The sequence below is a fragment of the Comamonas sp. MYb21 genome (assembly GCF_037479395.1).
Taxonomy (GTDB): Bacteria; Pseudomonadota; Gammaproteobacteria; order Burkholderiales; family Burkholderiaceae_C; genus Comamonas.
Genome location: NZ_JBBGZC010000017.1, coordinates 93,732 through 116,176 on the forward strand (window position 1 = coordinate 93,732; position 22,445 = coordinate 116,176).

Genomic DNA, 22,445 nt, shown 5'->3' on the forward strand with positions numbered 1-22,445 from the left:
GCCTAGGAGTTATTTCAGACATGAGCATTCAAAGCGACAAGTGGATTCGCCGCATGGCGGAACAGCACGGCATGATCGAGCCCTTCGAGCCCGGTCAGGTGCGCCAGGTGGATGGCAAGAAAATCATCAGCTACGGCACCTCCAGCTATGGCTATGACATCCGCTGCGCCCGCGAGTTCAAGGTGTTCACCAACATCCACAGCACCGTGGTCGACCCCAAGAATTTCGATGAAAAAAGCTTTGTCGATTTTGAAGGCGATTACTGCATCATTCCGCCCAACAGCTTTGCGCTGGCGCGCACCGTCGAGTACTTCCGCATTCCGCGCGATGTGCTGACCGTCTGCCTGGGCAAGAGCACCTATGCGCGCTGCGGCATCATCGTCAATGTGACGCCTTTCGAGCCCGAGTGGGAAGGCTATGTAACCCTGGAGTTCTCCAACACCACGCCGCTGCCGGCCAAGATCTATGCGGGCGAGGGCTGCGCGCAGGTGCTGTTCCTGCGTGGTGATGAGCCCTGCGAGGTGAGCTACAAGGACCGCAATGGCAAGTACCAGGGCCAGCATGGCGTCACCTTGCCAAAGGCCTGACAATGCCGCGCTGAGCCCCACAGCCACTCCCGTTTTGGAGTGGCTTTTTTACTGGAGGGTGGCACCGTCGCCAGGGCCTTTGCAAATTTTCTTCAATGGGGGCGCTGCAGGCAGATTTTCTGCGCGCTCGGGAGCCGGTCTTACGCGCTGGGCCTCCGCAAATGCGCTACTGTAGACGGATCAATAACAGAGGCAGTGCCAGGGCACTGCAAGGAGAGCGACCATGAAATGGGAAGGCAACCGCGAATCGAGCAATGTGGAAGACCGCCGCGGCAGTGGTGGCGGGGGCGGCGGAGGCTTTGGCCTGGGCGGGCGCAGCATCGGCATTGGCACCGTGGTGCTGGCGCTGATTGGCTGGGGGGTGTTTGGCATCAACCCGCTCACCACCATCGGCGTGCTCTCGGGCGGCGGCTCGCCCGCGCCCACGCAGCAAGGCCCGGCCAAGGCGCCACCGGCCAATGACCAGGGCGCCAAGTTTGTCTCCACCGTGCTGGCCTCGACCGAAGATGTCTGGAGCGACATCTTCACCAAGGGTGGCGCCCAGTACCGCGCGCCGCGCCTGGTGCTGTTCACCGGCGTCACGCGCACCGCCTGCGGCACCGGCCAGTCGGCGATGGGGCCGTTCTACTGCCCTGGCGACCAGAAGGTCTACCTGGACATGGATTTCTTCAACACCATGAGCCGCCAGCTGGGCGCGCCCGGTGAGTTTGCGCGCGCTTATGTGGTGGCGCACGAGGTGGGCCACCATGTGCAGAACCTGCTGGGCATCTCGGGCAAGGTCGATGCGATGCGCGGCCGCATCAGCGAGCGCGAACAAAACGCGCTGTCGGTGCGGCTGGAGCTGCAGGCCGACTGCTATGCCGGTATCTGGGCCAACCATTCGCAGCAGGCCAAGAGCTGGCTGGAGCAGGGCGATATCGAATCGGCCGTGAATGCCGCCCAGCAGATCGGTGACGACAAGCTGCAGCGCGAAGCCACCGGCACCGTGCGCCCCGACAGCTTTACCCATGGCTCCAGCGCCCAGCGCGTGCGCTGGTTCACGCAGGGTTACAAGACCGGCAGTGTCCAGTCCTGCGATACCTTCCAGGCCGGCAGCCTGTGATGCAGCCGGTCCAGACCGCCAAAAATCGGGCTGGGCCGCTGCGCTGCGGCAATCTGCTGCAGGCTGGCGGCGCCCGTTGCTACGCTGGCCAGCCCGGATTTTCAGGGGCCGTGTGCGAATCCGTAAGGCAAGACAGGGTTAAGCCAAGCGCCGATTTGTCTGCAGTGCGACAATAGGGGGCTTACATGACAAATTCTTTCTCCAACCTTCATCTGGCCGAGCCCCTGGCCAAAGCCATCTCCGAGATGGGCTACGCATCCATGACTCCCATTCAGGCACAGGCCATCCCTGTGGTGCTGACCGGGAAAGACGTCATGGGTGCTGCACAAACTGGCACGGGCAAGACAGCTGCTTTCTCATTGCCGCTGCTCCAGCGGATGATGGTGCACGAAAACAGCTCGGCATCGCCTGCCCGCCATCCGGTGCGTGCGCTGGTGCTGCTGCCTACGCGTGAGCTGGCCGACCAGGTCGCCCAGCAGATTGCCCAGTTCGCCAAACACACCAAGCTGCGCAGCACCGTGGTGTTTGGCGGCATGGACATGAAGCCCCAAACCCTGGAGCTCAAAAAGGGTGTGGAAATTCTGGTGGCCACCCCCGGGCGCCTGCTGGACCACATCGAAGCCAAGAACGCGGTGCTCAACCAGGTGGAGTATGTGGTGCTGGACGAGGCCGACCGCATGCTTGACATCGGTTTTCTGCCCGATCTGCAGCGCATCCTGTCCTTCCTGCCCAAGAAGCGCACCACCTTGCTGTTCTCGGCCACGTTCTCGCCCGAGATCAAGCGCCTGGCTGGCAGCTACCTGCAAGACCCGGTCACGATCGAGGTTGCACGCCCCAACGAAACCGCGTCCACCGTCGAGCAGCGCTTCTACGCTGCCTCGGACGATGACAAGCGCCGTGTGCTGACCAAGGTGCTGCGCGAGCGCCAGATCCGCCAGGCCTTTGTGTTCGTCAACAGCAAGCTGGGTTGCTCGCGCCTGGCCCGTACGCTGGAGCGTGAAGGCCTGCGTGCCGCAGCGCTGCATGGCGACAAGAGCCAGGACGAGCGCCTCAAGGCGCTCGAAGCCTTCAAGCAAGGCGAAGTCGATCTGCTCGTCTGCACCGATGTGGCCGCCCGTGGTCTGGACATCAAGGATGTGCCCGCCGTCTTCAACTTTGATGTGCCCTTCAATGCCGAAGACTATGTGCACCGCATTGGCCGTACCGGCCGTGCTGGCGCATCGGGTCTGGCCGTCACGCTGGTCTCCCATGCCGATGCCCGCCATGTGTCGGACATCGAGAAGCTGATCAAGAAGAAGATCGACGTCGAGAACTTTGCACTGGACGAGCAGCCCCAGCGCGAGCGCTTCAACGATGGCAACCGCGAGCGCCGTGAGCGTGAAGCTGGCCGTGAGCGCGACAGCTCGCGCAGCCGCGACCGCCGCGCGCCGCGCGAGGACGATGCGCAGGACCGCCGTGAGCGCTACCGTCCCGCACCCGTCTCGCGCGATCCCTTCTTTGACAAGCCGTACGAGCCCAAGGCGGCCGAGCCCGCTGCCTGGGATGCGAACGCCAAGCCGGCGCCAGCACGTGGCCCCGGCATCAAGCCGCGCCGCAAGGTCGCTGCGCTGTTCAAGCCGTCGCCAGCATCTGAATAATCTCGGTAACGACGATGGACCAAGGCCTCAGCCACCCGCTGAGGCCTTTTTTTCAGCCCGGCTGCTGGGCCTGCTCGCAATCCACATGGATCAGCTCGCGCTCGGCCAGCGTGTCGCCAAAGCGCACTGCGCTCAGGCAGCCGCCCCAGACGCAGCCGGTATCGAGCGCCAGCAGGTGGGGGCGCTGCAGATCGCCCAAGGTGGACCAGTGGCCAAAGGCGATGGTGGTGTTGGCAGTGGCACGCCCGGGCAGGTCAAACCAGGCAGTCAGGCCTTCAGGGGCCTCGGCCAGGCTCTCGGTGCTGTCAAAATCCAGGCTGCCATCGGCATGGCAAAAGCGCATGCGCGTGAGCACGTTGGTGATCATGCGCAGGCGCTCCATGCCGGTGAGCTGCGGATCCCATTGCGCAGGGGTGTTGCCGTACATGGCCTGCAAGAAGCGGGTCAACTCGTCGCTGCGCAGCACCGCTTCCACCTCGGCCGCATAGCGCAGCGTATCGGCCGCATCCCAGCTGCGGTGCACGCCGGCATGCACCATCAGCAGCTGCTCGCCGCCCAGTGTGTGCCTGCGTGCCAGCGGCTGCTGGCGCAGCCATTCCAAGAGCTGCACGGCATCGGGTGCCTGCAGCACTTCCAGCAGGGTGTCGCGGCGGGAGAACTTGCGCCGGCCATGCGCCGCCGCCAGCAGGTGCAGGTCATGGTTGCCGAGCAAGGCCAGGATGCTGCCGTCCGAAGCCATGCAGCGGCGCAGGGTCTGGGCCGATTCGGGGCCCCGGTTGACCAGGTCGCCGAGCAGATAGACCGTGTCGCGGCTGGGGGAGAAGTCGATTTTGGCCAGCAGACGGCCCAAAGCGCTATCGCAGCCTTGGATATCGCCGATACAGTAAAGTGACATGCTTGTTGAACTACCTGTGAACTATTTTGTTAGACGTACTCTTGATCGCGCTTTTGACCTTGCTCAACGGGGTCTTTGCCATGTCCGAGCTGGCGCTGGCCAGCAGCCGCAAGTCCCGTTTGCTGGCCATGGCCGAAAGTGGCGACAAGGGCGCCAAGGCGGCGCTGGATCTGCTCAGCAATCCTACCCAATTTCTATCCTCGATTCAGGTGGGTATCACCTCGATCGGCATGCTCAACGGTATTTTCGGTGAGGCGGCGTTCAGCGATGGGCTGGCGCAATCGCTGATCACCTGGGGTATGCCGGCCTCGGTTGCCTCGGTGGTGGCCACGACCACGGTGATCATTGTCATCACCTTCATGACCATTGTGTTTGGCGAGCTGGTGCCCAAGCGCATTGGCCAGATGTACCCCGAGGCGTCGTCGCGCATCATTGCGCTGCCGCTCACCTGGGTGTCGCGCATTGCCAAGCCTTTTGTCTGGCTGCTGGCCATCTCTGCGCAAGGCGTGCTGCGCCTGCTGCGCATCAAGGATGAATCGGACCGCGCGGTCACCGAAGAAGAAATCGTCGCCAGCCTGGACGAGGGGCGAGACGCTGGCGTGATCGAGCACCACGAACACCAGATGGTGCAGAACGTGTTCCATCTGGATGACCGGCCGCTGATCTCGATGATGGTGCCCCGGGGCGATGTGGAATGGCTCGATGCCCATCTGACGGTGGCCCAGGCCTTGCACGAGGTGCGTGCCTCCAGCGGCAAGGGTGCGCATTCCTGGTATCCGGTCTGCCGCGAATCGCTCGACAATGTGGTGGGCCTGGTCAGCGTGGCGCAGCTGCTCGACGTCGTTGATACGCACAACACCGCGATTGCCAAGGTGGCCGTGGCAGCCAGCTATGTGCCCGAAACGCTCAGCGGCTTTGAACTGCTGGAGCAATTCCGCGCCCGTGCGGGCCGCATGATTTTTGTTGTGGATGAATACGGGGTGGTGCAGGGCATCATCACGCCGCGCGATGTGCTCGAAGCGATTACCGGCGAGCTCAAACCCGGCGCGGCCAGCGAGGCCTGGGCGGTACAGAATGACGACGGCTCCTGGTACCTCGATGGCCTGATGCCGGTGTCCGAATTGAAGGCGCGTTTGGAAATCAAGGAGTTGCCCGATGAGGACAAGGGCCGCTATAACACCTTGGCCGGCATGCTGATGGCGGAATCAGGCCATCTGCCCCCTTTGGGGGAAAAGATTTATTGCGCGGGCTGGGTATTTGAGGTGCTGGCGCTGGAGGGCAAGCGCGTCGACAAGGTAATCGCCAGGCTGGACGCGATGGCACTTGATTACTAAACGTTACAGGTGTGTAGATCCAGGTTTACCATTCCTTTAAATATAAAAATGTGTGGACTTACTCGGTTATTGCATTTTTAGGTATACTGCAAGCGTTAACTGAATTGAATGGATATTAAACATGCCTACTTTGAAGGAAATCGATGCCCAACTGGCAGCCCTGCAACAACAGCGTGAAGAAGTTCGTCGCAACGAACTGAAGACCGCCGTAGATCAGGTGCGCAAGCTGGTGGCAGATTACGGCCTGACCGAACAGGATGTATTCCCTCCTGCACGCGGCCGCTCGGCTTCCGCAGGCTCCAAGGTCGCCCCCAAGTACCGCGATCCCGCTACGGGCGCTACCTGGACGGGCCGCGGCAAGGCGCCAAAGTGGATTGAAGGCCAAGATCGTGAAAAGTTCGCGATTTAAGTTGGACATCCTTCAAAGAAAAAACCTGCTTCGGCAGGTTTTTTTCGTTGCGGAGTCGACGGGTTGGGCAGCTTTATAAAAATTAGCACATATCTTCTTAATTTCTCCTATTTTTGTAGGAATGGATTGTTGCTAACTATCTGCCCATCCATCCGTCATATCTGAGCGGTGCTAAATGTATGCAATTGCTCATAGTGCCTTGCTATAATTGCATTTAACAATCTATAGGCTTATTCATTTTTTTTACGACTTTGTAGATTCTGTGGAGATTGGGTGGCGGATGGACAGCTACTGAAGTGGTTCGCATTTCGCTGCCTAGACAACCGACCTGGATGCTTAATCGGAATGCGCAAATCGTATGGCGATCACACCTGCGATCGCACAGGCAATTGCAGGGCTTAGCCTTTGGATGACATATGCAAGACCTGGCCCGGGAGTAGACTGTTTGCAGCGTTCAGTCTAATACCCGCAAAACAGGAGTCACGATGAAATCAGGTGCTCATGAGACAGCGCAGCATGCGTTCGCCTCGACCTTCAAATCCCTCTCGATCCCTTCGTCCAAGAAGTCGGAAAAAGGCAGCAAAGGCAAGTTCTACTCGCTGCCCGAGCTGAGCAAGCAATTCCCCAATATCCAGCGCCTGCCGATGTCCCTGCGCATCGTGCTGGAGTCGGTGTTGCGCAACTGCGATGGCCAGCGCGTGCTGCCCGAGCATGTCGAGCAGTTGGCCAACTGGAAGCCGCAGGCCGAGCGCACCGAGGAGATTCCTTTTGTCGTCGCGCGCGTGGTGCTGCAGGATTTCACCGGCGTGCCGCTGCTCGCCGACCTGGCGGCAATGCGCAGCACGGCCGAGCGCATGGGCAAGAATGCCAGCGCCATCGAGCCGCTGGTGCCCGTCGATCTGGTGGTGGACCATTCGATCATGGTGGACTACTACGGCAGCAAGAACGCGCTGGACCTGAACATGAAGCTGGAGTTCGAGCGCAACAACGAGCGCTACCAGTTCATGAAATGGGGCATGCAGGCCTTTGACACCTTTGGTGTGGTGCCGCCGGGCTTTGGCATCGTGCACCAAGTCAATCTGGAATACCTGGCGCGCGGCGTGCACCAGGACAAGCAGCATGTCTACTACCCCGACTCGCTGGTGGGCACCGACAGCCACACGACGATGATCAATGGCGTGGGCGTGGTGGCCTGGGGCGTGGGCGGTATCGAGGCCGAGGCGGCGATGCTGGGCCAGCCGGTCTATTTCCTCACCCCCGATGTGGTGGGCTTTGAGCTCTCTGGCAGCTTGCGCGAAGGCGTGACCGCCACCGACCTGGTGCTGACCGTCACCGAGATGCTGCGCCGCGAAAAGGTGGTGGGCAAGTTTGTCGAGTTCTTTGGCGAGGGCACGCGCAGCCTGTCGGTGCCCGACCGCGCCACCATCGGCAATATGGCGCCCGAGTACGGTGCCACGATGGGCTTTTTCCCGGTCGATGACAAGACCATAGACTACTTCAAGGGCACGGGCCGCAGCAAGGCCGAGATCGCCGCCTTTGAAGCCTACTTCAAGGCCCAGGGGCTGTACGGCGTGCCCAAGGCGGGGGATATTGACTACTCCCAGGTGGTGCGCCTGGACCTGGCCACCGTGGCGCCGAGCCTGGCGGGTCCCAAGCGGCCCCAGGACCGTATCGAGATCGGCCAGGTCGCTGCCAAGTTCGATGCGCTGTTCAGCGCGCCTGTCGCGCAAAACGGCTTCAACCTGCCAGCAGACCAGCTGGCTCGCCCGGTCAAGGTGCATATCAATGGCGCTGGCGAGACCGCCGAGCCGTCTGCCAAGCCCTTGCCGGCCGGCTCGCCGCGCAATGCGGTCGAGATGGTGGCCAACAAGCCGGCCGTGGTGGATGCGGAAGCGGCACTGGAAGCGGCCGATGCCCATGCCGAGCGCATCGAAGGGCGTGATGTGGACCTGCACAATGGCGATGTGCTGATTGCCGCCATCACCAGCTGCACCAACACCTCCAACCCTAGCGTGATGCTGGCTGCGGGCCTGCTCGCCAAGAAGGCCGTCAAGGCCGGGCTGCGTGTGCAGTCGCACATCAAGACATCGCTGGCCCCTGGCTCGCGCCTGGTAACCTTGTATTTGACCGAGTCGGGGCTGCTGCCCTATTTGGAGCAGCTGGGCTTCAATATCGCCGGTTATGGCTGCACCACCTGCATCGGCAATGCCGGTGATCTGCTGCCCGAATTCAACAGCGCCATCCAGCACCATGACCTGGTCTGTGCGGCCGTGCTGTCGGGCAACCGCAACTTCGAGGCGCGCATCCACCCCAATATCCGCGCCAACTTCCTGGCCAGCCCGCCGCTGGTGGTGGCCTATGCGATTGCCGGCAATGTGCGCAAGGACCTGATGACCGAGCCGGTCGGCCAAGGCAAGAACGGCCGCGACGTCTACCTGGGCGATATCTGGCCGACGACCGACGAGGTGCAGAAGCTGATGAAATTCGCGATGAATGGCAAGGCTTTCCGTGCCAACTACGAAAAGGTCAGCAGCGAGCCGGGCAAGCTCTGGGAGAAGATCAAGGGCGTGACCGGCGCCACCTACACCTGGCCGGACAGCACCTATATTGCCGAGCCACCCTTTTTCAAGGATTTCTCGCTGGCAGCGCCCGAGCCCGGTGCCGAGCAGCGCGACAATGCGGTGCGCAAGGCCCGGGTGATGGCGCTATTTGGTGATTCGATTACCACCGACCATATCTCGCCCGCTGGCTCGATCAAGGACAGCTCACCGGCCGGCCAATGGCTGCTGGCCAATGGCGTCAAGAAGAGCGACTTCAACAGCTATGGATCGCGCCGGGGCAACCATGAGGTGATGATGCGCGGCACCTTTGCCAATGTGCGCATCAAGAACCAGATGCTGGCGGCTGGGCCGGACGGCTCGCGCGAAGAGGGTGGCCTGACGCATTACCAAAATCCGGGCGAGGAACAGGGCAGCAAGCTCTTCATTTACGATGCCGCCATGCGCTATATGGCAGCGGGCACGCCCACCGTGGTGTTTGCCGGTGAGGAATACGGCACCGGCTCCAGCCGCGACTGGGCGGCCAAAGGCACCCAGTTGCTGGGCATCAAGGCGGTGGTGGCGCGCAGCTTTGAGCGCATCCACCGCGCCAACCTGGTGGGCATGGGCGTGCTGCCGCTGCAGTTCAAGCAAGGCGAGAGCTGGGAGACGCTGAAGCTGCGCGGAGACGAGCTGATCGACATCGTGCCCGACCCCTCGCTCGCGCCGCGCAGCAAGGCCAAACTGGTCATCCAACGCGCGGATGGCAGCGTTACCGAAGCCGAGCTGGTGTTGCGTATTGACACGCCTATCGAGGTCGAATACTACAAGGAGGGCGGTATACTGCCCTTCGTTTTACGCCAGTTGCTGTAAGAGTTGACCTACGCGCGACTAACACGGGCCTTGTTTGCAACGAGGCCCGTTTGCATTTGTTGACCGTTACTGGTCAAATAGATGGACGTTAGTTTACTTTTAATTACATTTAGCCAACTATGGCCCACCCCTACACCCCCTTGTCGCTAGGCAGGCGCATGCACGAGATCCACACGCGGATCATGTGGTGTTTGCTCGCTGGCGGGGTGCTGTTGGCGGGGCTGGTGTCTACCGATGCGCAGGGCGTGGGCTTTGCCCGGGCGCTGCAGACCTGGGTGCAGGTCTTGCTGCTGCTCGCTGCCCTGGCCACCCTCGGCTGGGGCGGGCGCCTGCTGCTGCAGGGCAGCGCTGGCAGCGCTTTCATGGGCCGGCCGCTGTGGGTCTGCAGTGCCGTGGTGCTAGGCGGCTTTGCGGTGGTGCTGGCACTGCCGCTGCGCTTGTCTGAGCACGGCAGCCGGCCAGCCTTGTGGCTGGAGCTGTCCGTCAATCTTTTGCTATCAATAAGTCTATTGATAGTCTCCCTAGAGTTATTGTCCTCTGCGCGGCGCAACTGCCCAGGTGCCGTGCTCCGCGCGAGCCACTGGCTGCAGCTGCAAAGCAATGGCGCGGTGCTGACGGCGACGGCGCTCTTGGTGGCGGTGACGGCGGTGGTCGCGCAAGGCCTGGTCGATCTGGACGGCGTGCGCCGCTATGTCTTGCCGCTGGGTATGCTGGCCTGCTGCGCTTGGGCTGCGGTGCAGAGCCGCCATTTTGCCGGCCAGTCCGGGCGCTGGACGGTGTTGAGACTCGCGGCCGCCTTGGCCGTGGGCGCAGCGGCCATCCTGCTGGGCGCGGGCAGCCACTGGGCGATGCTGCTGGAGCAGGCGGCCTGGTGCTATGCGCTGTCGGTGCTGGCTCTGGTGTTGATCATGGCCTCGCTGCGCCACAGCCTGGTGGGCTGGGCCTCGGCCCACCCGGCGCGCCTGCAGGGCGAGGAATGGCTGGAGCAGGCCCCCATCGGTGTGGTGCGGGTTGACGGCGCGGGCGCCATCGTGCATGCCAACCGCACCCAGCTGGAATGGCTGGGCGTGTCCAGCCTGGTGGACCAGCCCTGGACCGCGGCGCTCGCCCCCAGCCTGCGCAGCCAGGCCCCCGATTGGCTAGCACGCTTGCGCGCAGGGCAGTCGCTCGCCTTTGAGCAAAGCATTGATACACCCCAGGGCCTGCGCCACTTCCAGACCGATATCCTGGTCGCCCCGCAAGGGCGCGATGCGCATGCCTTCATGCTGCTCTCGCACGATGTGTCGATGCAAAAGCTGATGGTCGGCCGCGTGCAGGAGCAGCAGTCGCAGCTGGTGTCGCTGGTCAGTGCCATCCCGGACCTGGTCGTGCTCAAGGGGGCCGATGGGCGCTTCTTGCACTGCAACCAGGCGTTTGAGCGCCTGGTGGGCCTGGCACACGCGCAGATCATTGGCCGCACGACTTCGGACCTGGGCCTGCAAGGGCGCATGCCCTCTGACTGGGAAACCGACCTGCGTGCGCGCAACAGCAACACGCCCGTCGTCTACGAAGAGACCTTGCAGTTTGCCGACAATGGCTACCAGGGCCGTTTCGAGATCACCAAATCGGCCATTCGCGCCGCCAATGGCGAGGTCACCGGCCTGCTGTGCATCTGCCGCGACCTGGCCGAGCGCAGCCGCGCGCGCAAGGAGATCGAGCGCCTGGAGTTCTTCGATGTGCTCACCGGCCTGCCCAACCGCCGCATGCTGATGGACCGGCTCGAATGGTCGATCATCGCCTGCAAGCAGCGCGGCACCTATGCGGCGCTGCTGTTCATCGATCTGGACAATTTCAAGGACCTCAACGATTCGCTGGGCCACCAAAAGGGTGACCGGCTGCTGTGCGAAGTGGGCAAGCGCCTGATTGCCAGCGTGCGCAGCGGCGATGTGGTCGCGCGCTTTGGCGGCGACGAGTTTGTCGTGCTGGTCGAGAACCTGGGCGCCGAGCGCGTGCAGGCCGAAGCCCATGTGCGCTCGGTGGTCGAGCATGTGATCACCCGTTTCAAGCAGCCCTTTGTGCTCGACGGCCAGTCCCACCACAGCACGCCCAGCATTGGCGTGACGGTGTTTGGCGACCATGAATCGCTGACGGTGCAGGAGCTGCTCAAGCGCGCCGACCTGGCGATGTACGAGGCGAAATCGGCCGGCCGCAACACGCAGCGCTTCTTTGATCCGCAGATGCAGGCCATCGTCAACGCGCGTGCCAATCTGGAAAGCGACCTGCGCCAGGCGATCCACGACGGCGAGCTGCAGGTCTACTACCAGCCGGTGATGAATGGCAGCGGCAGCCTGGTGGGCGCGGAAGCCTTGGTGCGCTGGCGCCACCCGGCGCGTGGCCTGGTCATGCCGATCGAGTTCATCGACCTGGCCGAGCAGACCGGGCTGATTGTCGACCTGGGCAACTTCGTGATGCGCACCGCCTGCGAGCAGCTGGCGCTGTGGGCGGCCAGCCCCTCCACCCAGGCGCTCACCATGTCGGTCAATGTGAGCCCCCGGCAGTTCCACAACCAGGGCTTTGTCGATGAGGTGCTGGGCATTGTGGCGCAGACGGGTGCCAACCCCGCACGCCTGAAGCTGGAGCTGACCGAGAACCTGCTGCTGGGCGATGTCAATGAAACCGTCAACCGCATGCGCCAGCTCAAGGAGCGCGGCGTAGGCTTCTCGCTCGATGACTTTGGCGTGGGTTATTCATCGCTGTCCTACCTCAAGCGCCTGCCGCTCGACCAGCTGAAGATCGACCGCAGCTTTGTCAGCGATGTGCTGAGCGACGTCAGCGACGCGGTGATTGTGCGCACCATCCTGGCACTGGCCCAAAGCCTGGAGCTCGAAGTGGTGGCCGAAGGCGTGGAGAACTCCGAGCAGGTGGATTTTCTCGTCAGCAACGGCTGCAAGCGCTTCCAGGGCTTCCACTTTGGCCGTCCGGTGCCGATTGGCGAGTTCGAGCGCCTGCACGGCTTCGCCAGCTTCCGGCCGGCTTGAGCTGCCCCCATCGCCGGGTGCTGCAGCCAGCCACGAGGCCTGTTGCGCTAGCGCACAAGGCGGGCCCTGCAATCTGGGCACAATGGCGGTATGCATGAACAGATTTTGATCGCCGGCGGTGGTATCGGCGGCCTGGCCGCTGCGCTGGCTGCCATTCGCGCGGGCACCGAGGTGCGCCTGTTTGAGCGCGCTGCGCAGTTCAGCGAAGTGGGCGCCGGTGTGCAGCTGGGCCCCAACGTCGTGCGGCGCCTGCAGGCCTGGGGCCTGCAAAGGCCGCTGCAGGCGGTCGCAGCCTTTCCGCAGGCGCTGGTCTCGCGCAATGCCATCAGCGGGCAGGAGCTGGCCCGGCTGGACCTGGGCGCGCAAGCGGTGGCGCGTTACGGCGCAGCCTACGCCACCATCCACCGCGCCGACCTGCACCAGCTGCTGCTCGATGCGGTGCGGCCCAGCGCCGATCTGCACCTCAACCTGGACAACGCCGTGGACTACCACGAGGACAACGGCCGCGTCGTCACCATCACCACCAAGCAGGGCAAGCAGATCGAGGGCGATGCGCTGGTCGGGGCCGATGGCATCTGGAGCCGCACGCGGCTGCGCCTGCTCCATGATGCGCCCCCGCGCGTGACTGGCCACCTGGCCTACCGGGCGCTGGTGCGCCAGAGCGATCTGCCGGCGGCCTGGCGCACCGACGTGGTCAGCGCCTGGATGGGGCCGCGTTTTCATGCAGTGCAGTACCCCGTGCGCGGCGGCGACATGCAGAACCTGGTCATCATTGTCGAGGGCGCCGCGCCCGATGACCTGGAGCACTGGGACCATGCCGGCAACGGCGCCGATCTGCAGCGGTGCCTGGCCGGTGCGCACCGCCAGCTGCTGGGCCTGGTGGAAGCGGTGAATGCCACAGGCGCTGCCTGGCGGCTCTGGCCGCTGGCAGACCGCGCACCGATGACTGGCCCCCAGGAGATGGCGCAGGGCCTGGTTGCGCTGCTGGGCGATGCCGCCCACCCGATGCGGCCCTACCTGGCCCAGGGTGCGGGCATGGCGATTGAAGATGCGGCCGAGCTGCAGCGTGCCTTGACCATGCATGACCTGGAGATGCCGCTGCGCTTGCGGCGCTATGCGCTCAACCGCTGGCAGCGCAATGCCCGGGTGCAGGCGCGCGCGATCCGCAATGGCGAGATTTTCCATGCACGCGGCCTGGTGGCCCTGGGGCGCGATACGGCGCTGCGCGCCATGGGCGCCAAGCTGATGGATGTGCCCTGGCTGTACCGGGGTGATGGCTCATCGGCCTCGGCGCTGTAGCGCGGGCGCGCCAAGCCGCACAAGCCGCGCCAGGCCCGATGGGGCCTAATGGCGTGCCGGGGCCTGCTGCGCCAGCAGCAGCGGCGACTGTGGCAAAAAGCGGAAGGCCAGGCAGCCCAGCATCAGCATGCCGGCCACAAACAGCATCACATACTGGTAGATCTCGCCGCCGTGCTGCTGCGCGTAGGACGCGACGATGCCCGAGAGCCACTGCATCAGCGCCACACCCAGGAACATCGCCATCGTGTAGACCGACAGCGCGCGGCCGGTGGTCTCCTTGGGGTAGGAGGAGCGCACATCGGCGTACTGCAGCACCGAGTAGCCCGAGGCCAGGCCCATGAACATGATCAGCGCCACGGTGGCCGCAGCATGGTGCACAAAGGCCAGCGCGCAGAAAGTGCAGGCCATCACGGCCGCCCCGGCGATGATGCGGCGCCGGCGGCGTGCCGGGCCCGGGTCCAGCCGGCCAAAGACCGATGGCGTGAACAGCGAGATCATCGACACCACCAAGGCCACATTGCCGGTCGCCACCAGCGAGAAGCCATAGCGGTCGATCAGCATCGGGCTGAGCCAGAGCCCGCGCACCGTCAGAAACGAGGCATAGCCCACCATGCCCATGATGGCGATGGCCCAGGTATGGGGCACCAGCAGCAGGCCGCCAAAACCCTTGACGGCCGTGAGCCAGCTGGGCTTGGGCAGGTCATCGCTGGGCAGATGCGGTTCGTGCACGCGCAAAAAAATCGCTATCCAGGACAGCGCGCAGAGCACGGCCAGCAGGCCAAAGCCCCAGCGCCAGCCGTAGTGCTGCACCAGCCAGGCCAGCGGCGTGCCGGTAAACAGCAGGCCCAGGCCGCCCACGCCCATGCCGACGCCGGACATGAACGCAAAGCGGTCGCTCGGGAAATGGCGCGCAATGAACATCGTGCAGGCCAAAAAGGCCGGCGAGCAGCCAATGCCGATCAGCAGCTGGCCCAGCATCAGCCCGTGGTAGCTGGGCGCGAGCGCCGAGATCAGCGAGCCGGCAATGGCCAGCGGGAAGGCGGTGAGCACGGTCTTGCGCAGGCCATACAGGTCCATGCCCACGCCCATGAACAGCTGCGTGACGCCGAATGACAGGCCAAACAGACCGGCAAAGGCGCCCAGCGACTCGGCCGAGAGCCCGAAATCGGTGCGCAGCCCATCGGCAATGATGGAGGTGACAGTGCGGAAGGCCTGGCTCAGCGAGAAGGCCGACAGCAAGGTCAGCAGCATGGCCCAGAGCAGGGTGGACGAGGGCGCCGCAGGGCGCCCGGTGGGGGAGGGTGTAGGTGGGACCGGCATGGCTGAGAGTGCGGGCAACAAGCCAGGGCCAGAGGGTGCCGGTCCTAATAGAGTCACCAACATAACCTTTGATACGTCGTTCTCAAGCCTTGCAGTACGTCTGTACTGTCTGCGGCTTGATGCCTCGTCTCAACCGCAAACCTTCGGTTTGCTGGGTGATGTCAGTGCCTCTTAATATGCGCCATCGGCCAGCAGGGGGCGGGCGCGGCTTGTTATATGCGACTGTCACTATAGAGGACTCTGGCCGGCTCTGCACGGCGCAGTGTCACTTGGGGCAACCCCTGGGTGGGGTTGCGGCAGCTCACAGGTTGGTGCGCAGCGACCAGATCTCGGGGAAGAGCACCACATCGAGCATTTTCTTGAGGTAGCTCACGCCGCCGGTGCCACCGGTGCCGCGCTTGAAGCCAATCACGCGCTCGACGGTGGTCAGGTGGCGGAAGCGCCAGAGGCGGAAGGCATCTTCGATATCGGTCAGCTTCTCGCCCAGCTGGTAGAGGTCCCAGTATTTGTGCGGATCGCTGTACACGGTGATCCAGGCCTGCTTGACGCCTTCGCTTTCGACATAGGGCTGGCTCCAGTCGCGCTGCAGCGCCTCGGCCGGCACGGCAATGCCTTCGCGGGCCAGCAGCTGCAAGGCAATGTCGTACAGCGATGGCGCTGCGTAGGCCGCCTCTACCTGGGCCAGCAGGTCTGGCCGGTGCGCATGGGGCTTGAGCATGGCGGCATTCTTGTTGCCCAGCGAGAACTCGATGCAGCGGTACTGCGCGCTCTGAAAGCCGCTGGAGTTGGCCAGGTAGGGGCGCATGGCCGTGTACTCGGGCGGGGTCATGGTCGAGAGCACGGTCCAGGCATTGACCAGCTGCTCCATGATGCGCGAGACGCGCGCGAGCATCTTGAAGGCCTCGGGCTTGGTGTTGTCTGCCGGGTTGGCCATGGCCTGCATGGCGGCGCGCAGCTCATGGAGCATCAGCTTCATCCACAGCTCGCTGGTCTGGTGCTGCACGATGAACAGCATCTCGTCGTGCGCGGGCGACAGCGGGTGCTGGGCGTTGAGGATCTCGTCCAGGTGCAGGTAGTCGCCATAGCTCATGTCTTTGCTGAAATCGAGCTGGGCGCGCTCTTCATGCACAATGGATTCGGGCTTGCTGGGGGTGTCTCGCATGGTGTGTGGGGCAGTGCAAGCGGCGTCAATTGCAGCGCAAGAATGGCACTGCACAACCGGGCCGCAAGGCCTAAAGTGGCTGCATCGATTGTACTGAGGTGATTCGCATGAAACCGTCTGCCCCATCCACACCCAGCGCCACTTCGGAGGCCGTGCCGGCGCGCGGCGCTGCCGCTTTGGCCGCCTCCCGCGCGCAGCAAACCCTGGCCGATCCGCGCTGGGCCGAGGTGCAAGGCCGCCAGGCCGCAGCCGACGGCCGCTTTGTCTATGCGGTGCGCAGCACCGGCATTTTTTGCCGGCCCTCCTGCAGCTCGCGCCTGGCCAAGCCCGAAAACGTGCAATTTTTCGACACCGCAGCGCAGGCCCAGGCCGCCGGCTACCGCGCCTGCAAGCGCTGCCAGCCTGAGGCGGCCGCCAAGCCCGGCCATGCGGCCTTGATGGCCCAGCTCTGCGACTGGATCGCCACGGCTGAAGACGAGCCCAGCCTGGCCGAGTTGGCCGAGCGTGCCGGCATGAGCCCCTTCCATCTGCAGCGCGTCTTCAAGGCGGCCGTCGGCGTATCGCCCAAGGCCTATGCCAAGGCCCAGCGCCGCCAGCGCCTGCAAACGGCGCTGGGCGATGCGCAAGAGGCGCCCCGCGTCATCGATGCGATCTTTGATGCCGGCTTTGCCAGCACCGCGCAGCTCTACCGCGACAGCCAGGCCGTGCTGGGCATGACCCCGCGCCAGTACCGCACAGGGGGCGCCGCGCAGCAGATCCGCTTTGGCGTGGCCGAATGCAGCCTGGGCCCCATCCTGGTGGCTGCCACCACGCAGGGCATTTGCGCGATCTTGCTGGGCGACGATGCCGATGCGCTGGTGCAGGACCTGCAGCAGCGTTTTCCCAAAGCCCAACTGGCCGGGGGTGATGCCGCCTTTGAGCGCTGGATGGCCCAGGTCATCGGCTTTGTCGACGAACCCACGCGCGGCCTGGCGCTGCCGCTGGATGTGCGCGGCACCGCCTTTCAGCAGCAGGTCTGGCAGGCGCTGCGGCTGATTCCCGTCGGCAGCACCGTCAGCTACAGCGAGCTGGCACGCAAGCTGGGCATGCCCCAGGCCAGCCGCGCCGTTGCGGGCGCCTGCGCGGCCAATGCGATTGCCGTCGCCATTCCCTGCCACCGGGTGGTGCGCAATGACGGCGGCCTCTCCGGCTACCGCTGGGGCGTGGATCGCAAGCGCGCATTGCTGCAGCACGAGGCCGAGCTGGCACCGCAGGCGCCACGGGTGGCGCGCCATGGCTAAGCGTGCGGCCAGTGCTGCACAAGTTGCGCTGCCGCTGGAGGCTGAGGCCAGCGCAGCGCTGTCGCAATCCGCTGCCCCGGCAAAACCCGATGCAGATGGCGCAGATGTAGCCAGTGAGGCAAGCCTGCAGCGCTACGACTGGGCCGCTGTGGGCAGCCAGCTGGACCGCCAGGGCTGGGGCCTGCTACCCGGTTTGCTGGATGCCGCGCAATGCCAGCAGATGGCCGCGATGTATGGCGAAGCGGCGCATTTTCGCAGCCGCATCCAGATGCAGCGCCACGCCTTTGGCCGGGGCGAGTACCAGTACTTTGCCTACCCGCTGCCAGCGCTGCTGCAGGCCTTGCGCACGGCACTCTATGCCCGCTTGCAGCCCGTGGCGGAGCCATGGCGCGCGCAGCTCGCAGCCGCCGCGCCGCCTTGGCCTGCGCAGCATGCGGCCTTGCTGGCGCAGTGCCATGCAGCCGGCCAGCGGCGGCCCACACCGCTGCTGCTGCGCTATGGCGCGGGCGACTACAACTGCCTGCACCAGGACCTGTATGGCGAACTGGTGTTTCCGCTGCAGGTGATCGTGCTGCTGTCGCAGCCGGGCGAGGATTTTGACGGCGGCGAGCTGGTGCTGACCGAGCAGCGCCCCCGCATGCAGTCGCGCGTGCAGGTGCTGCCGCTGCAGCGCGGTGATGCGGCCATCATTGCGGTGCGCGAGCGGCCGGTGCAGGGCGCACGCGGCAGCTACCGGGTGCAGCACCGGCATGGGGTCTCCACCGTGCTGCGGGGCGATCGCCATACCTTGGGCATTGTGTTCCACGATGCAGAGTAAGCGCTGAAACAGCCCCGACTTCATCGCCCAGCTTCCATCCTCTATAGTGGGGATCCACGGCAGCCGCCGCCATCTACCGACCACGCCATGCCCCTGGTTCTGCGCACCCAAGTCGCCCTGCCTGCCAACTACCGCCCGCAGGACATGCTGGCCCTGCATGCCCGCGATGCCCTGCAGGCGTCAGAGAAGGTCGAAGGGTTGCGCGTCAGCAAGGGCTTGGTCTGGCAGGGGCAGCCTGCGCTGCTGCAGCTGGAGATGGTGGATGGCGCAGCGCGCGCGGTCGCCAGTTTGGCAGTCGATGGCACAGCGCCGACCGGCAACGACCCCGCTGCACTCGATGCGATGCTGGCGCGCATGCTGGGCCTGGGCGATGGGGCGGACCAGCTGGCACTGCAGCATGGCCAGCACCCGGTGCTGGGCCCCTTGTTGCTGAGCCAGATGGGGCTGCGTGTGCCCGCCAGCAGCAGCCCGTTTGAGGCCCTGGTCTGGGCCATCACCGGCCAGCAGATCAGCGTGGCAGCGGCCATTGCGCTGCGCCGGCGCCTGATTGCAGCCACGGCCGTGCAGCACAGCAGCGGCATGCTCTGCCACCCCGATGCCGCCGCGCTGGCGGCGCTGACGCCCGAGCAATTGCGGGCAGCGGGCTTCTCGGTCAGCAAGATCGCGACCTTGGAGCGCGTCTGCGCCGCCGTGCTGGACGGCAGCCTGCCGCTCGATGCCTGGGCCGCCCAGCCCTTGCAGGCGCAAGACGCCCAGGCGATTGAAGATGCGCTGCTGGCCATCAAGGGCATTGGCCCCTGGACCGTGCATTACGCGCTGCTGCGTGGCTTTGGCTGGCTGGATGGCAGCCTGCATGGCGATGTGGCGGTGCGCAATGCGCTGGCCCGCTTGCTGGATGTGCCCAGCGTCTCGCAGCGCGAGGCCGAGCAGTGGCTGGGTGCGTTCGCACCCTGGCGGGCGCTGGTGGCGGCCCACCTCTGGGCCAGCCTGTCGGCCAAAAGCTACTGAGGACTGGCTTCAAGGGCCTGCAGCGTACCGCCACTGGCCGGGCGCAGCAGGCCCAGCACCACCAGGGCCGAGACCGTGGCTATCGCCGCCAGCACATACAGCAGCTGCGCAAAGGCCTGGCCATAGGCATGTTGCAAACCCAGCGCCGCTGCCGCATCGGGCTGGGCGGGCAGCAAGGCCAGCGCCTGGCGCAGCTCGCCCATCGCCAACTGCTGGGCGGCGGTTTGCAGGCTGGCCGCATCCAGCACCGCCGGCAGATGTGGGGTTATCAAGCCGGCCAGCATCGCCGTCACCATTGCCAGCGCAATACCTTCACCGGCCACCCGCACGGTGCTGAAGATGCCGGTGGCCATGCCCGCGCGCTCCTGGGGCACGAGGCTTACCGACAGCCCATCCATCAGGCCCCAGGGCAGACCCGCGCCGCTGCCGATCAGCAAGAGCGGTAGCACCCTTGCCATTCCCCCTGCATCCACAGGCACCTGCGCCAGCCACACCAGGCCCCCGGCGGCCAGCAGCAAGCCAGCGGCCGAAATAGGGCCGGCGTGGAACCAGCGCGTGAGCCAGGCTGCTACCAGCGGCACCACCAGCATCGGGGCCGACAGCGCCAGCATCCACCAGCCCGCTGCCACCTCGCTGTAGCCGGCAATGCCGATCAGCTGCAGCGGCAGCAGCACCAGCAGCACCACATAGCAGTAGCAGGTCGCAATGGGCAGCACCTGCACACCGATAAAGCGCGGGTAGCGGAACAGGCTCAGGTCCAGCATCGGCCGGGCCACGCGCCGCTCCACGGCGATGAAGAGCAGCAGCGCAAGGATGGATGCCAGCAGCAGCGCGATGACCTGCGGACTGCGCCAGCCCAGCGCGGCGGCCTGCACCATGCCCAGCGTCAGCAAGACCAGCATGCTGGTGAACAGCAGCGCACCGGGTACATCCAGCCCCTGGGCCTGCGGGTCGCGCGACTCGCGCATCGCGACCATGCCGACTAGCAAGGCCAGCAGCCCCAGGCCGGTGCAGAGCGCAAAACCGGCCTGCCAGCCGGTGTGCTCGATCAGCCAGCCCGTCAGCAGCGGGCCAAAGGCCAGGCCGGTGCCAAAGGTGGTGCCTAGCAGGCTGAAGGCCTGGGCGCGCTGGGCCGGCGCAAATTCCTGCGCCAGTGCGGCCGTGCCGCCGGCCAGCGTTGCAGCTGCGGCCACCCCTTGCAGCGCACGCAGCAGGTCAATCTGCCAGACGCTGCGCGCCAGCACCAATGCCAGGCCCGCGAGGCAAAAGGTCGACAGACCCAGCAAAAACAGCCGCTTGCGCCCCCACTGGTCGGCCACTGCGCCAGCGGCCATCAGGCAACTGCCAAAGCCCAGCATGAAGGCATTGGTGATCCAGCCCAGGCTGCTGGCGCTGCCGCCCAGTGCACGGCCAATCGCCGGCGTGGCCACGGCCCCGCCAGAAAAGCTGAGTGGCAGCACCAGCGCTGCCAGACAAACGGATGCCAGAACCACCCAGGGCCCGCGCCAGGCGGAGGGTAAAACACGGTGCATAGCCAACTCCTGCAAAAACACGCTGTGCAGCTTAATGAGGAATAGATTGCCAATAAACAGGCCGATCGTTGTTTGATTAACAACCAAATTTCCGTAATATGCGCGCATGGACAACCTGAACCACATCGCCGCCTTTGTGCAGGCGGCCGAGCGCCGCAGTTTTGTGGCCGCTGCCCGTGCCTTGGGCATCTCGGCATCGGCCGTCGGCAAAAGCGTGGCCAAGCTGGAGGCGCAGCTGGGCACGCAGCTGCTGGTGCGCACCACGCGGCGCGTGTCGCTGTCGCATGAGGGCGAGCTGATGTACACGCACTGGCGCCGCATCCTTGATGACCTGCAGGATGCGCAGGCGCTGCTGTCGAGCACGCAAAGCAGTCCCCGGGGCCTGTTGCGCATTGGCCTGCCCACCATTGGCTACCGCTTCTTGCTGCCGGTGATTCCAGACTTCCGTGCGCGCTACCCGGATATCGCGCTGGACCTGGACTTCAACGACCGGCTGGTCGATGTGGTCGAGGCGCGCCTGGATGCGGTGATCCGCAGCGGGATGCTGGCCGACTCCAGCCTCAGCGCCCGGCGCCTGGGCCTGTTCCGCTTTGTGCTCTGCGCATCCCCCGCCTATCTGGCGCAGCGCGGCCGGCCCCAGCGCCCCGAGGAGCTGGCGGCGCATGACTGCCTGCGTTTTCGCTTTCCCACCTCAGGCAAGCTGCAGCCCTGGCAGATGGGCGGTGACACGGCCGAGGCGCAGCAGGATGCCGCTGCCCACCCGCCGGCGCTGACCTGCAACAACATGGAGGCCTTGCGCGGCGCGGCGATCGGGGGCCTGGGCATTGCCTATATGCCCGATTTTCTGGCCCGCGATGCGCTGGCCGATGGCAGCTTGGAGACGGTGCTGGACGACTGTCTGACCTATTCCGGCCAGTTCAGCATCCTCTGGCCCTCGGGCCGGCTGATGTCGCCGCGCCTGCGCGTGTTTGTGGACTTTGTGGCCGAGCGGCTGTTCCAGCCACCGTCGCCATAAAGCCCATCGAGGCCAGGCGCCGGGGCATCAGCCGCCGTGTGCCGGAGCTGCCACCAGCAGGATGAAATGCGCGACGCCTCGGCCTTCGTTGGCAAAGTGGTGCTCGGTGTCCATCGCCAGCTGGGCGCTGTCACCCGTCTGCAGCAGCACGGAATCAGCACCGGTAAAGACGCGCAGGCTGCCGGTCTCGACATAAAACACCTCGCGCGTGCCCGGGCGGTGCGGCGCGAAGTAGCTGGAGGTCTGGCCCGGCGGCACCGCATAGTGCAGCAGCTCCAGCCCCGGCAGCGGGCGGGCCAGCGCCAGGCGCACGATACCGGTGTCCTCATGCACAAAGCGCGCATGTTCGCCCGCGCGGGTGATCTGCGCCGGGGCAGGGCTTTGCACCAGATCGCTCAGCTCGCAGCCCAGGCCGCGCGCAATGGCCATCGCGTTGCGCAGGCTCACGCTCAGTAGCCCCCGCTCCACCCGGGACAGCGCCCCGGAAGTCACGCCACTGGCCTGCGCCAACTGGTCCAGGGTGATGGCCAGCTGGGCGCGGCGGGCGCGCACCGCCAGGCCGAACTGCAGGTCGGAGTCCGCGCTGGGTGGGGAGTTTTCAGTCGACATGGATTGACTATA

17 protein-coding genes are annotated in these 22,445 nt (G+C 65.0%); 12 read left to right on the forward strand and 5 right to left on the reverse strand.

The window, feature by feature from the left end:
- The first annotated feature begins 20 nt into the window (after positions 1-20).
- The 3 genes from dcd to WH367_RS22165 all read left to right on the forward strand — a co-directional run bounded on the left by dcd (position 21) and on the right by WH367_RS22165 (position 3,326).
- Positions 21-587, forward strand: coding sequence for a dCTP deaminase (gene dcd / locus WH367_RS22155; RefSeq protein WP_021027736.1), 567 nt, complete (start codon positions 21-23; stop codon positions 585-587).
- 223 nt (positions 588-810) lie between these two features.
- Entirely contained in the window at positions 811-1,689 is an 879-nt protein-coding gene (gene ypfJ, locus WH367_RS22160) for a KPN_02809 family neutral zinc metallopeptidase (RefSeq protein WP_116924863.1), read from the forward strand.
- A gap of 185 nt (positions 1,690-1,874) precedes the next feature.
- Positions 1,875-3,326 (forward strand): DEAD/DEAH box helicase, encoded by a 1,452-nt coding sequence (locus tag WH367_RS22165; protein ID WP_260719043.1) that lies wholly within the window; start codon positions 1,875-1,877, stop codon positions 3,324-3,326.
- A 52-nt stretch (positions 3,327-3,378) separates the two neighbouring features.
- On the opposite strand, the gene WH367_RS22170 is transcribed toward WH367_RS22165, so the two are convergent.
- The gene (locus tag WH367_RS22170) at positions 3,379-4,221 is read right to left on the reverse strand and encodes a symmetrical bis(5'-nucleosyl)-tetraphosphatase (protein WP_339537693.1); all 843 of its coding nucleotides are present in this window, start codon (positions 4,219-4,221) and stop codon (positions 3,379-3,381) included.
- A gap of 41 nt (positions 4,222-4,262) precedes the next feature.
- Between WH367_RS22170 and WH367_RS22175 the strand changes: the two genes are divergently transcribed.
- From WH367_RS22175 to WH367_RS22195, 5 genes are all read left to right on the forward strand, one after another.
- A complete protein-coding gene (locus WH367_RS22175) occupies positions 4,263-5,555 on the forward strand; it encodes a hemolysin family protein (protein WP_339518800.1) in 1,293 nt (430 codons plus the stop codon).
- A 121-nt stretch (positions 5,556-5,676) separates the two neighbouring features.
- Positions 5,677-5,964 carry an H-NS histone family protein gene (locus tag WH367_RS22180; protein ID WP_021027731.1) on the forward strand — a complete coding sequence of 96 codons (288 nt, stop codon included), beginning with the start codon at positions 5,677-5,679 and terminating at the stop codon, positions 5,962-5,964.
- 485 nt (positions 5,965-6,449) lie between these two features.
- The gene (locus tag WH367_RS22185) at positions 6,450-9,374 is read left to right on the forward strand and encodes an aconitate hydratase (protein ID WP_339537694.1); all 2,925 of its coding nucleotides are present in this window, start codon (positions 6,450-6,452) and stop codon (positions 9,372-9,374) included.
- Positions 9,375-9,532: 158 nt separating this feature from the next.
- The gene (locus WH367_RS22190; protein WP_339537695.1) at positions 9,533-12,391 is read left to right on the forward strand and encodes a putative bifunctional diguanylate cyclase/phosphodiesterase; all 2,859 of its coding nucleotides are present in this window, start codon (positions 9,533-9,535) and stop codon (positions 12,389-12,391) included.
- A 90-nt stretch (positions 12,392-12,481) separates the two neighbouring features.
- Positions 12,482-13,690, forward strand: coding sequence for an FAD-dependent monooxygenase (locus WH367_RS22195; RefSeq protein ID WP_339537696.1), 1,209 nt, complete (start codon positions 12,482-12,484; stop codon positions 13,688-13,690).
- 45 nt (positions 13,691-13,735) lie between these two features.
- Here WH367_RS22195 and WH367_RS22200 read toward each other — a convergent pair whose 3' ends face one another.
- Positions 13,736-15,010: an MFS transporter gene (locus WH367_RS22200; protein ID WP_312988668.1), complete on the reverse strand. Its 1,275-nt coding sequence runs from the start codon at positions 15,008-15,010 to the stop codon at positions 13,736-13,738.
- 301 nt (positions 15,011-15,311) lie between these two features.
- On the reverse strand, positions 15,312-16,172 hold the full coding sequence (gene kynA / locus WH367_RS22205) for a tryptophan 2,3-dioxygenase (RefSeq protein ID WP_339537697.1): 861 nt from the start codon (positions 16,170-16,172) through the stop codon (positions 15,312-15,314).
- 107 nt (positions 16,173-16,279) lie between these two features.
- Here kynA and ada point away from each other — a divergent pair, with 107 nt between their 5' ends.
- The 3 genes from ada to WH367_RS22220 all read left to right on the forward strand — a co-directional run bounded on the left by ada (position 16,280) and on the right by WH367_RS22220 (position 19,277).
- Positions 16,280-17,452, forward strand: coding sequence for a bifunctional DNA-binding transcriptional regulator/O6-methylguanine-DNA methyltransferase Ada (gene ada, locus WH367_RS22210; protein WP_339537698.1), 1,173 nt, complete (start codon positions 16,280-16,282; stop codon positions 17,450-17,452).
- Positions 17,445-18,269 (forward strand): 2OG-Fe(II) oxygenase, encoded by an 825-nt coding sequence (locus tag WH367_RS22215; RefSeq protein WP_339537699.1) that lies wholly within the window; start codon positions 17,445-17,447, stop codon positions 18,267-18,269. The genes ada and WH367_RS22215 overlap by 8 nt, the downstream gene beginning before the upstream one ends.
- A gap of 87 nt (positions 18,270-18,356) precedes the next feature.
- The gene (locus WH367_RS22220; RefSeq protein ID WP_339537700.1) at positions 18,357-19,277 is read left to right on the forward strand and encodes a DNA-3-methyladenine glycosylase 2; all 921 of its coding nucleotides are present in this window, start codon (positions 18,357-18,359) and stop codon (positions 19,275-19,277) included.
- On the opposite strand, the gene WH367_RS22225 is transcribed toward WH367_RS22220, so the two are convergent.
- A complete protein-coding gene (locus WH367_RS22225; RefSeq protein WP_339537701.1) occupies positions 19,271-20,809 on the reverse strand; it encodes an MFS transporter in 1,539 nt (512 codons plus the stop codon). The two genes, WH367_RS22220 and WH367_RS22225, sit on opposite strands and share 7 nt — an antisense overlap.
- A gap of 106 nt (positions 20,810-20,915) precedes the next feature.
- On the opposite strand from WH367_RS22225, the gene WH367_RS22230 reads away from it, so the two are divergent.
- Positions 20,916-21,824, forward strand: coding sequence for a LysR substrate-binding domain-containing protein (locus WH367_RS22230; protein ID WP_339537702.1), 909 nt, complete (start codon positions 20,916-20,918; stop codon positions 21,822-21,824).
- Positions 21,825-21,851: 27 nt separating this feature from the next.
- Here the strand turns inward: WH367_RS22230 and WH367_RS22235 are convergent, their stop codons facing one another.
- The gene (locus tag WH367_RS22235) at positions 21,852-22,433 is read right to left on the reverse strand and encodes a helix-turn-helix domain-containing protein (protein ID WP_339537703.1); all 582 of its coding nucleotides are present in this window, start codon (positions 22,431-22,433) and stop codon (positions 21,852-21,854) included.
- Between the last annotated feature and the right edge of the window lie 12 nt (positions 22,434-22,445).